This is a genomic window from Bacteroidota bacterium (assembly GCA_030706565.1).
Lineage (GTDB): Bacteria > Bacteroidota > Bacteroidia > Bacteroidales > JAUZOH01 > JAUZOH01.
This window is the reverse complement of sequence record JAUZOH010000094.1, coordinates 1-12058: the sequence shown is the minus strand read 5'-3', so window position 1 is coordinate 12058 and position 12058 is coordinate 1. Positions and strand designations below refer to the sequence as shown.

At 40.6% G+C, this 12058-nt stretch carries 9 protein-coding genes and 1 pseudogene; 6 read left to right on the top strand and 4 right to left on the bottom strand.

The genetic code is table 11. From position 1 onward, the window contains the following. Window positions 1-185: 185 nt before the first annotated feature. The 3 genes from Q8907_06875 to Q8907_06865 all read right to left on the bottom strand — a co-directional run bounded on the left by Q8907_06875 (window position 186) and on the right by Q8907_06865 (window position 2902). Window positions 186-1457 carry a metallophosphoesterase gene (locus tag Q8907_06875; protein ID MDP4273984.1) on the bottom strand — a complete coding sequence of 424 codons (1272 nt, stop codon included), beginning with the start codon at window positions 1455-1457 and terminating at the stop codon, window positions 186-188. A 71-nt stretch (window positions 1458-1528) separates the two neighbouring features. Further along, the gene (locus Q8907_06870; GenBank protein MDP4273983.1) at window positions 1529-1987 is read right to left on the bottom strand and encodes a GAF domain-containing protein; all 459 of its coding nucleotides are present in this window, start codon (window positions 1985-1987) and stop codon (window positions 1529-1531) included. Window positions 1988-2014: 27 nt separating this feature from the next. Next, window positions 2015-2902 carry an FISUMP domain-containing protein gene (locus Q8907_06865; GenBank protein MDP4273982.1) on the bottom strand — a complete coding sequence of 296 codons (888 nt, stop codon included), beginning with the start codon at window positions 2900-2902 and terminating at the stop codon, window positions 2015-2017. A gap of 237 nt (window positions 2903-3139) precedes the next feature. Between Q8907_06865 and Q8907_06860 the strand changes: the two genes are divergently transcribed. From Q8907_06860 to Q8907_06845, 4 genes and pseudogenes are all read left to right on the top strand, one after another. Beyond that, window positions 3140-4717, top strand: a complete 1578-nt coding sequence (locus Q8907_06860) for a peptide chain release factor 3 (protein MDP4273981.1) — start codon at window positions 3140-3142, stop codon at window positions 4715-4717. A 65-nt stretch (window positions 4718-4782) separates the two neighbouring features. Beyond that, on the top strand, window positions 4783-5823 hold the full coding sequence (locus Q8907_06855) for a low specificity L-threonine aldolase (protein ID MDP4273980.1): 1041 nt from the start codon (window positions 4783-4785) through the stop codon (window positions 5821-5823). A 517-nt stretch (window positions 5824-6340) separates the two neighbouring features. Further along, window positions 6341-6804 (top strand): annotated as a pseudogene (gene tnpA / locus Q8907_06850) (IS200/IS605 family transposase). Between the two features lie 355 nt (window positions 6805-7159). Beyond that, entirely contained in the window at window positions 7160-7885 is a 726-nt protein-coding gene (locus Q8907_06845) for an MBL fold metallo-hydrolase (protein MDP4273979.1), read from the top strand. A 476-nt stretch (window positions 7886-8361) separates the two neighbouring features. Here the strand turns inward: Q8907_06845 and Q8907_06840 are convergent, their stop codons facing one another. Then, complete coding sequence (locus Q8907_06840) at window positions 8362-9867, bottom strand: SGNH/GDSL hydrolase family protein (GenBank protein MDP4273978.1); 1506 nt, start codon at window positions 9865-9867, stop codon at window positions 8362-8364. Window positions 9868-10049: 182 nt separating this feature from the next. On the opposite strand from Q8907_06840, the gene Q8907_06835 reads away from it, so the two are divergent. Both Q8907_06835 and Q8907_06830 read left to right on the top strand, forming a co-directional pair. After that, entirely contained in the window at window positions 10050-10388 is a 339-nt protein-coding gene (locus tag Q8907_06835; protein MDP4273977.1) for a metalloregulator ArsR/SmtB family transcription factor, read from the top strand. Window positions 10389-10424: 36 nt separating this feature from the next. Beyond that, entirely contained in the window at window positions 10425-11222 is a 798-nt protein-coding gene (locus Q8907_06830) for an arsenite methyltransferase (GenBank protein ID MDP4273976.1), read from the top strand. Window positions 11223-12058 lie beyond the last annotated feature (836 nt).

The window sequence follows — 12058 nt, the reverse complement described above, 5'->3', positions numbered from 1 at the left end:
TGAAGCAGTATACCCTTATAACCCTTTTTACTACTTGCGAAACTTCAATTAATTATAATCACTGCAAATAGACTGCTTTGCTGCAGCTAATAGGGAACATGTTTAATTCACAAAGGTTGTTGGGGACACAACTTGAAAATCATGTAATCCTGTCAAAACGGGATTACATCTTAGCCTCCAATCTCTTAGTTCAGCTTGTCCCGGATATCCCTGTGAAGGGTGATGACGGTTATCTCAGGAGGTATGCCTACGCGGCCTGAAAATCCTATATATCCCAATCCACGGTTTACATACAAGTACTGATTATGATACCTGTACAGGCCTGCCCAGTGCGGGTATTTATATTTGATCGGGCTCCACTGAAATGAACCCACGGAAACCCCAAACTGCATTCCATGAGTATGGCCCGAAAGGGTTAAGTCTATATCCTTTTTCCCTGCAACAAAATTATCCCAATAGGTAGGATCATGCGAAAGCAATATTTTGCAGGGAATATTTTCGACATTTTTTACCGCTTTTAAATAATCTGCCTTCTGAGGGAAAGGCGGCATTCCCCAGTTTTCAATCCCAATAATCCCGATTGCCTGGTGGTCCAGATAAAAGGGAAAGGATTCATTGAGCAAAAGCCTGAAGCCCATTTTATGCTGTAACTCCTTAAGATGGTCGAGGTTGGCCGTTTTGGCCGCTTCAGAACTCCAATGGTAATATCCTCCGTAGTCGTGGTTGCCCAGAACTGAATATTTCCCATATTTGGCGTGCATCCTGCCTAAAAAGGTCACCCAATGGTCGGCTTCAGTGGCAAGTACATTGACCAGGTCGCCGGTAAAAAATATTATATCTGCATTCTGGCTGTTAATCAAATTAATAGCTTTGGTTATTTCATGTTCTTCTCCAATAAAACTTCCTATATGTATATCGGATATCTGTAAAATTCTAAAGCCTTCAAAACTTTCGGGCAAATCCAGCAAAGTAACCGGTATATTCCTGACTTTAAAGTCAAAACGGCCTTTTGCTATTCCGTAAGTGATTGAAAAGAAAGGCAAAGCAGCTGTCAATATGCCGACTTTCGAAATGAATTCGGAACGGCTCATGGTATCTACTGCCTTTGAAACCTTTGTGTCCTTACTTCGCATATGCTTCAGGGAAAAACGGGCGGTCAGATGCACCAAATCCTCGATCAGATGGAAAAGTACAAATACAAATTTGGGAATATACAGGGCCATCCCTACGGCAATCATGAAATAATACTGGCTCACCACTTTCAGGACCATGTCCCTGGGGCGTTCAATATAACCGTATATGACAGAAAGGATATATAGGATATTGACCGACCAGAACAGCCAATAAATGAATTTCCGGGAATGTTTGCCCGAAATACGGTTGCATAGGGTCTTTAATTCCTTGAAGGTAAACAGATCAATGCAACATAGAATGGCTATGCATAGAATTAAAATCATTCAGTCAGTAAAAATTGGAATATGTCTTATAAAAATACGCTAAATTGTTTACATAAAACCCATGAGTCAGGCTAAATAAAAATCAATTCAACGATTTTTTCAAGTTCCCCTGCATCCGTTTCATCAAAAGAGTTTAATTCTTTGCTGTCCACGTCGAGCACGCCGATAATTGCGCCCTGATAGCGGACAGGCACGACAATTTCGGATTTTGAACGTGAATCGCAGGCAATGTGCCCGGGAAATTTTTCAACGTCAGGTACAATCACGGTTTTTTGACTGTTGATGGCTGCCCAGCAAACGCCTTTATCTTTGGCCAGTTCAAGGCAGGCTACGGCTCCCTGATAAGGACCTACGGTTAATACACCGTTTTTCAGCATATAAAAACCTGTCCAGAAGAAATATTCCAATTTGTTGTGCAATAGGGCTGCAATGGTTGCCATGCGTGCGGTAGGATCATTGCTTTTTGCCATCAGGCTTTCGACCTGCACGTATAATCTCTGATAGCGTTTACCTTTTTGAATTTCATCCATCGTTGAAATGTTTTAAAATATTGAATTTCAGTTCTTTACATAACGAATTGAAAGGCCCATGCTTTTGTTCCCGTTCATCAGGGTCAGGACAGAACTTGAATAATAAAGGTAAAAATAGTATGCAAATGAAGAACCGTTTTCATCTGCAGTCCAGAAATAAGCCCCTGTTCCCAAATTGCTGAATCCATTGTTTGAAGTAACAAAACCTGCAGGAAGTGCATTGAATTTGATGGTGCTGTCGGTGGCCCCGGTATTTGGCGAAAGCCAGTGCAGAGTTCCTCTTTCTTTCAATTTGCCCCCGGCATTATCTGCTCCCCCCAGGTGATCCGACAAAATTTTCCATTCATTTTGGGTGGGAAGATGCCAGCCGTCTGGGGCAACTGCCACAGCTGTAGCCCAGTTATACAAACGTCCCAGGTACCCGTAGGACAATGAATCATTTTTATAATATCCGGAACCGGAAAGGGTGTAATAATCGAAATTTTCGGCCATCCATACCTGATCCCCAAGAACTACTGTTTTATATATTTTCCCGTCCCGGCTGTCTGTAAAAAAGCCTATTTTCCCATCATTGCTCAGCTCGACGGTAATATAGACGGTCTCACTTTTGCAACCGTTCAGGATAATATAAACCGAATATTGTCCGGCGTTTGCTTCAGAAAAATTTGAAATTTCAGGATTCTGTGTGGTCGACCTGAAATTATCCGGGCCCTGCCAGAGGTAGGTTGCTCCCGTTACCGAATTGACCGAAAGCTTTAAAGTACCTCCCTGAGGAACCGGACTGTTGCTGGTGGGTACAGGAGTGTCAGGCTGAACGCAGGAACCATTGTCCCTCCGGCATGCACTTAACTCAAAGAATAAAAAAGTGATGACCAAAAGCTTCAGGTATTGAATATTTATTTTAGTTAACCACATTTAATTTATTAATCTTCAGATATAAACATACAAATTATAAAAATACAAAAAAGGAAAAAATATCCTGAAAAATTGATTTTCTATCTTTTAGTCAATTAAAAATCATCCGGTTGATGGGGTAAAAATACCACTCTTTTACAATAGTCCGGAAGATGTTGCAAATTTTATCATATTTTTTTCAGGAAATAGTTATTGTAGTTTCTGAAAGTAGTAATTTTGCAAATTTAATTTTAGACGATGGATTTTTTAAAAGAGATACAGAGAAGACGTACTTTTGCTATTATTAGTCACCCTGATGCAGGGAAAACGACCCTTACCGAAAAGTTATTATTGTTTGGCGGGGCCATTCGTGTTGCCGGTGCCGTGAAATCAAATAAGATAAAACGTACTACCGTATCGGATTTTATGGAAATTGAGCGCCAAAGGGGCATTTCAGTAGCCACTTCCGTGATGGGATTTGAATATGATGGCGTAAAGATTAATATTTTGGACACTCCCGGTCACCAGGATTTTGCAGAAGACACCTACCGTACCCTTACTGCAGTAGACAGTGTGATCATCGTAATTGACTGTGCCAAAGGGGTTGAAGCCCAAACCCTAAAACTGATGGAGGTTTGCCGTATGCGCAATACCCCCGTGATGGTCTTTATCAACAAGATGGACCGTCCCGGCAATGATCCCTTTGACCTGCTTGACGAAATTGAAAAAGAACTGAAGATTAAAGTTCGCCCCCTTAGCTGGCCCATTGGTGGAGGCCGCTATTTCAAAGGCGTCTATAATATGTATGAAAAGAAGCTGAAATTGTTTAAACCCAATACCACCGATCAGGACCATTCTGTTGAAATTGATGACCTCAAAAGCCCTGTATTGGAAAAATACCTGGATGATAAATTTGTCAGCAAACTTCGCGAGGAAACGAATTTAATCGAAGGGGTTTATCCGAAATTTGACCACAACGAGTACCTGGCCGGCCACCTGGCTCCTGTCTTTTTTGGAAGCGCGCTGAACAATTTCGGTGTGCATGAATTGCTCAATTGTTTTATAGACATAGCACCTACTCCTAAGGTATTTACTACGGTCGAACGTAAAGTCCTTCCCGAAGAACCCAAGTTTACCGGATTTATATTTAAGATTCATGCCAATCTTGATCCCAACCATCGCGACCGTATTGCTTTTGTTCGCGTCTGTTCGGGAAAATTCGAGAGAAACAAGAACTACCTTCATGTGCGCCATGGCAAGATGATGAAATTTTCGAGCCCCACATCCTTTATGGCCGATAAAAAAGAAGTGATTGACGAAGCTTATCCTGGCGATATTGTTGGTTTACATGATACCGGTACCTTCAAAATAGGCGATACGCTTACTGAAGGAGAGTTATTGCACTTCAAGGGGATTCCGAGCTTCTCACCCGAACTCTTCCGTTATGTGGAAAATGATGACCCGATGAAATCCAAGCAATTGGCCAAAGGCATTGACCAACTAATGGATGAAGGCGTTGCCCAGCTTTTCATCAGCCGGGCAAACGGACGGAAAATCATCGGGACAGTTGGAGAACTGCAGTTTGAAGTGATACAATACAGGCTTCAGCACGAATACAATGCCCTTTGCCGCTACGAACCCATCAATTTATACAAGGCCTGCTGGATTGAGAGCAATGATAAGGTTCAGCTGGATGATTTCAAGAAACGGAAATTTAATGTGCTTGCCGAAGATAAACAGGGACGGGATGTGTTTTTGGCTGAATCTCCTTATGCCTTGCAGATGGCTCAAGACAAATTTGAAAAGATAAATTTCCATTTCACTTCTGAGTTTTAATTTGAAACTTATTGTTTTTTTCTTCAAGATAATCCTATTTTTGTGCCCTTAAAGTATATTCTAACATGAACAAAAGAGGATTTGCAAGCGACAATAATTCCGGGGTACACCCGGAGATCATCAAAGCTATTATTAGTGCTAATGAAGGCCATACCATGTCTTATGGCGAAGATGTTTATTCTGAACAGGCAAAAGCGGCCATCAGAAAGCATTTCGGAGAAAACACAGAGGTGTTTTTTGTGTTGACGGGTACTGCAGCAAATATTTTAAGTTTGAAGTCTGCAGTCGATTCTTTCAATTCGGTTATTTGTGCGGAAACCGCACACATCAACGTGGATGAATGTGCCGCCCCGGAGAAAAACATAGGCTGCAAGATTTATACGATTCCTACCCCGGACGGCAAGCTGACTCCTGAATTAATTAAGCCGCATCTGCATGGCTTTGGTTCTGAACATCATGCTCAGCCTAAAATTATTTCCATTTCAACGCCGACCGAGCTCGGCACAGTTTTCTCCATTGATGAGATAAAAGCTATTGCCGACCTGGCCCATCAAAACGGGATGTACCTGCATATTGACGGGGCCCGTCTGGCCAATGCGGCTGCTTCGCTGGGAACAGACATGAAGAGTATCACCGTGGATGCCGGGGCTGATGTGGTATCCCTGGGAGGAACCAAAAATGGTTTGATGTACGGCGAAGCTGTTCTTATTTTCAATAAGGATCTGGCTTTAAATTTCAAGTACAAACAAAAGCAAAGCATGCAGCTGGTGTCTAAGATGCGTTTTGTCTCTGCCCAGTTTGAAGCCTACCTCAAAGATAATTTGTGGCTGCGCATAGCTCAGCACGCCAACCAGATGGCTGCCCTGCTCGAGCATGAGATTGAACAGATCCCGCAAATCAAGATCACCCAAAAGGTTCAGTCCAACGGGGTTTTTGCCATTCTTCCCAATTCCATAATTTCGGAACTTCAGGAAAAATATCCTTTTTATTATTGGGATGAAAATATTTCGGAAGTCAGGTGGTTAACTTCTTTTGATACTACAGAAGACGATATTCGAAATTTCGTCACGTTGATTAAGGAATTGATCCGTCAAAAAGGTTTGTAATCTCTATAGACGTTTTTGCGTCCCTGCATGAAAATGAAATTATAGACAAGATTACATGATTTACATGATTACAGGTTGCCCCAACAATCTTTGTGAATTAATCATGTCAAAATGTATTTCTCGCAAAGGATCAATAATTTAATTTTTTATCAGATCCAATCCATTTTCCGGTGGCTTCGACTTCGCTCAGCCACCGGCGGCTCCTTTGCCTGAGCAGAATCATAGGCCACTGCTTTGTAGCTAAATATGATCAGGCAACCAAATAATTTCCTATATTTACTTAAAATAACTTGAAATTAAAGCAAAAGATATTTTGCATCAGCCGCTTTCGACCGGAATCACTCTCCGGCTTCCTCCGGATTGTTTGTCCGTTTTGAACTGGATTTTGCAGCCGCGTAGCGGTGATCTATTGGTAGATAAATACAGGAAATAATATGAGAATAAAGCCGCATAGCGGCGGCCTATTTGTAGATAAAGTCACAAAGCCGCATAGCGGCGACCTATAAATTAATTAAATATGGCTAATACATTCAGTCAAGTCTATCTTCATTTTATTTTTGCAGTCAAAGGAAGGGGGAATTTAATCTCTTCAGGTCACAATGATGAATTACAAAAATACATTACGGGACTTGTTCAAAACCGAAAGCAAAAATTACTGGCCATAAATAATGTGCCGGATCATATACATATTTTACAGGTTTTGGAACCACCATGTCCATGGCAGATTTTATGGAAGAAATAAAGTCTATATCTTCCAAATTCATCAATGATAAAGGATGGGTGAAGGGGAAGTTTGAATGGCAACGAGGGTATGGTGTATTTTCATATTCCCATTCTCAAATTGATGATGTAGTTAAATATATAATGAATCAACAGGAATATCATAAAAGAAAAACATTTAGAGAAGAATATCTTGAAATTTTAAAAAGGTTTGAAATAGAATACGATGAACGATATTTATTTGAATGGATAGAAGACTAATAGGTCGCCACTATGCGGCTTGTTATTTTATTCAACTTTACGAGCTACAAATAGGCCGCCGCTATGCGGCTTTTTGATGGATTTTAATAATAGGTGCTGCAAATAGACCGCCGCTATGCGGCTTTGCAATGGCTTTTAATTATAATCATTGCAAATAGGCTGCTGCTCTGCAACTAAATCATGAACAAGCAACCATAAATTTTCATATATTTACTTATATATTTTTAGATTAAAGCAGAAGAATTTTGCCTTAGCCGCATAGCGGTGATCTATTTGTAGATAAAGACAAGAAATCATATAGTCACAAAGCCGCGTAACGGCACCTGTAAACATTAAACAATAAAATTATATGCGTATGAAGAATATTTTTGTTTTTTCGTTGATGGTGTTTTCTGCCACCTTCCAATCCTGCGCGCAAAACAAATTCGAAAGCGATGAATTTGAAACTTCTGCCGGAAAATTGACCATTACTTTTTTTGGCCATGCTTCTTTAATGTTCAATTTCAACGGGAAGATCATTCAGGTTGACCCAGTCGGCCAATATGCCGATTATTCAAAGTTCCCCAAGGCCGATCTGATCCTGATCACCCACGACCATTTCGACCACTTCGACAAAAAGGCGATTGAAAAATCTGTAAAGCCGGGAACGGCAATCATTCTTAATCAGACAACTTTCGACGAGCTGAATAAGGGCCAGGTGATGAAAAACGGGGATGTAAAGACGGTTGATGGCGTTAAAATCGAAGCCGTCCCCGCCTACAACAACACCCCGCAGCACCTTCAGTTTCACCCAAAAAACAGGGATAATGGCTATGTGCTGACCTTTGGCAACAAACGCGTGTATATTGCCGGCGATACCGAAAATATCCCCGAAATGGCTGCATTGAAAAACATTGACATTGCCTTTCTCCCGATGAATCAGCCTTACACCATGCTTCCCTCGCAAGTTGTACAGTGTGTCCACCTGTTTCATCCCCATATCCTTTATCCCTATCATTATGGAAATACTCATGTTTCGGAACTGACCAAACTCATGGCCAACGATAAAACGGTGGAAGTAAGGATCAGAAAACTGAATTAGAATAGAAATACATTACCACTCAGGCACGGAGTTCACTAAGAAATATTTTATTATTTCTTAGTGGAAATGTATTTTCACGCAAAGATTTTGACAGGATTACATGATTTACATGATTACAGGTTGCCCCAACAACCGGTATAAATTGAACATGTTAATTCTTTAATCCTGTCTATAATTTAATATGCCCCAATGGTGCCTGAGCGGAGTCGAAGGCAAACCCCATGCTATATTAAAGTATTTATTCTTTGCGCCTTGTCGCCTTGGCGAGAAATACATTTTCACGCAAAGACGCAGAGACGCAAAATAATCTTTAGAGATTACTCAGCGTAACTCAGTATTTCCTCAGCGTAAGAGAATAACATTACACTGATAGCCACTGATTTAAGATGAGAACCACTGAGATCCGGGATATCTTTAATTTTTCTGTGCCCTGTTGCCTTCATAGTTTTTTTAGCGGCTTCGCGTCATTTTCCCATTTATTTGGTGCGGCCAGGAATCAACTTTTTTGTTTTGTGCGGAAGGCTTCCTCTATAATATTGAATAAAAGCAGCTAAAGGGATACCCATACTGGGATAATTCAAATAAGGATGGGGATTTCCGGTTTGTACCGCTAATTTTGCTTCGCCTCTGTAACCTTCATAAGGTTTTGTATAAGTCGAATCGCTGGTATATTCATAACCATATTCGTTATCAATCCGGGTAGCCACATCCACTATATAGATTTTATCCTGCTCCCTGTTATCAAAATGATCAATTATATTTTTTCTTGCCCTCCACATCGCAGCGTTTTGATATACGGTAAAATCTCCTGCTGCATTGTCCATCTGGCCACAGGTGGATGCAGGGGTACATAGTACAAATTTGCCATCAGGATTGGATTCCAGGAATGATTTGGCCATCAGTTCCATTTTCTGATTCCAGGCGGTAAAGTCTGCCTGTATATTTCTCCTGAAGTCATTAAGTCCTAACATGACAAACAAAAAATCCGGGCATTTCAGATTCCACATCGATAAATATTTGTCATATTGAAAAGCCCAGGTATAAACCGAATAATTGGTTTTTCTCCATTTAGCCCCGGAAAAAATAATGTAGGTATTTTGGTCATTATCATACATGATATCTCCTTCCCTGGGTTTAGCCAGCAGGCCCGTGCGGGCATCAAATTTGCTTAAAGCCGATTCTCTGTAAAATCCACAGTTATAAAACTCGTTAAATGTATTGGTCCCGGAGGTTGGATGCGTACAAGCCATTTTCCAGAAACCAGTGGCTCCCCAATACCTGAAATTTCCGGAGGGTTGGAAAAATGGATTATAATGAATTGTTTTTCCGGTGCTGACCGTGAAATAAGTATTTAAGGTTGCTCCTCCTCTTCCTTCATCATAATATGCCGTACTGTTGCCATCACATTTTCTTAAGCCGACAAGATCCAACAAGGGAACATAGCCTTTGGTAATCAGTGCGTCTTTATAAAAGGCGCCCTGCGTATAACTGTCTCCTAAAACCTGGGCCCTGACCGAATCGGTGCCTGTGCCCTTTTCACCCACCCGGATGATCGTTGTATCCCTTTTAATAATACTAAAGTCTTCCGTGTTGCCATCATAAAGGGTTGCTGTGATTTTTTCACCCTCAGAAGGAGAAGAAACCGATGCCACTCTTTGTAATCTCCTTGAAAATTTAGTACCCTCAAACCTGACATATTGTTCATAAGGTCTCCATCTTTTGATAAAGGGTTCAACGAATAGATCATTCTGAGTATTGGAAAGCATATAAGTGACCGAAGGCAAACAGATATCATTCAGGAGATCTTGCCTTTCCGTTGAAGATATTAAAGTCTTCTTTGCCAATCCGGTTCCTTCAATGAAAGTGAAGGAATTGATTTTAGCCCTGTTTATTGGCAGGGAGCCTTCGTCCGTTCTTTTCGCATGGCCGAAAACTACCCAATTAGCCAGTAAAAAGAGTAAAGTAAAAGTACATTTATTCATTTAAAGTTAGGTTTTAATATGCTCAAAATTAAATATTTAACAGAAAATTCAAATCAAGCGGTTTAGTAGTTAAATATTTTAAGAATTCAGTTAGTCAAAAATATCTATTAATATTTTCTAAAAAAATAATATAACTGAAAAATTGTTCGTATTTTTGCGAACAACAAACAAATAATTGAATTATGGCATACACAAAAAGTACAGATTACCGGGACGAAGAAATCATCCTGGCCCGTTTTGCCAAAGCCCTGGGGCATCCGGCACGCATTGCCATCCTGAAATACCTTGCATCGCTGGATGCTTGTTGTTTCGGCGATATACATAAGGAATTGCCCATAGCCAAAGCAACGGTTTCCCAGCACCTGGCCGAACTGAAGGATGCCGGGCTTATCCGCGGAAGTATTGCCCCTCCCAGGGTGAATTATTGCATTGATTGGGAAAACTGGGAAAAGGCCAGGCAACTATTTGGTGATTTCTGGGAAACAGAGAATAATAATAGTCCGTCACCTTGTTGTCAATAAATTTTTATTTTAAATTAACATAAACTCTGTAGGATCATGAAAAATGCAAAAGAAATTGTAAAAGAGAAGTACAGCCAGATTGCCATGCAATCCAAGGCTCAGAACGAATCCTCCTGTTGCGGGGCAACGGGTTGTTGTTCAGGGGTTGATTATGCTATCTTCAGTGAAAATTACAAGAAAATAAAAGGATATAACCCTGAGGCTGATTTGGGTTTAGGTTGCGGCATTCCTACCGAATATGCGCAAATTAAGGAAGGAGACACCGTAATTGACCTGGGGTCGGGTGCGGGCAATGATTGTTTCGTAGCCAGGGCAATAGTCGGAGAAAAAGGCAAAGTGCTGGGCATCGATTTCACGGAAGCTATGATAGACAAAGCCAGGAAAAACGCAGAGAAACTGGGATTCAACAATGTGGAATTCCGCCAGGGGGATATAGAAAATATGCCTGTATCGGACAACCTGGCCGATGTGGTGATCAGCAACTGCGTGTTGAACCTGGTACCGGATAAGGACAAGGCTTTCGGGGAAATCTTCAGGGTTTTAAAGCCTGGCGGGCATCTTTCCGTTTCGGATATAGTGATCAAAGGTAAGTTACCTGAAAAAATTCAGCAGGAAGCCGAGCTATATGCCGGTTGCGTTTCAGGTGCCATACAATTGGAACTATATGTTCAAATAATGAAGGATAAAGGACTGAAAAACATTAAAATACAAAAAGAAAAAGCCACTCCTGTTCCGGATGAAATTTTCCTGAAATACATTTCCCCTGAGGAGTTGGAGCAGTTCAGAAAAATGGGAACAGGGATTTTTAGCATTACGGTATATGCAGAGAAGTAGCTTAGTCTAGGCTCAGCCAGCGAAAAATGAAATCAATCCAATCACCTTACCACAAGGACACAAGGATTACACAAGGTTTACAAAGGAAACTTGTATTCTTTGTGCCCTTAGTGTCTTTGTGGTAAATGTATTTTTTGACAGGATTACATGATTAACATGATTTACATGATTACAGGTTGCCCTAATAATCTGTAGAAATTGAACAGGTTAATCCTGTCTATAATTTAAGGTGCTTGAGCGTAGGCTAAGGCAGAGAAACTTACTGTTTCACCCCAATGGATACAGGGATTGGACTAGGTACATAAAGAATAACGTAAAGCCGCATAGCGGCGACCTCTTTGTAGCACTTAAAGTTGAATACAATAACAAGCCGCATAGCGGCGGCCTATTGGTCTTCTATCCATTCAAATAAATATTGTTCATCGTATTCTATTTCAAATCTTTTTAACATTCCAAGATATTCTTCTCTGAATGTTTCTCTTTTATGATGTTCCTGTTGATTCATTATATATTTAATTGAAGTTTCGCAAGTAGTAAAAAGGGGTTATAACGGGATACTGGTTATAGGATGGAGAAAGTTTGATTTGAGGATCTAGGCATTTCAGCGTTTTTATAACCACTAAGTCACGGAGAGTTCACTAAGAATAGTGTACTTTGTGCCTTTGTGGTAAAGGTATTTTCGCCTAAAGATTTTGACAGGATTACATGATTTACATAATTTACATGATTACAGGTTGCCCTAATAATCTGTAGAAATTGAACAGGTTAATCCTGTCTATAATTTAAGGTGCTTGAGCGTAGGCTAAGGCAGAGAAACTTACTGTTTCACCCCAATG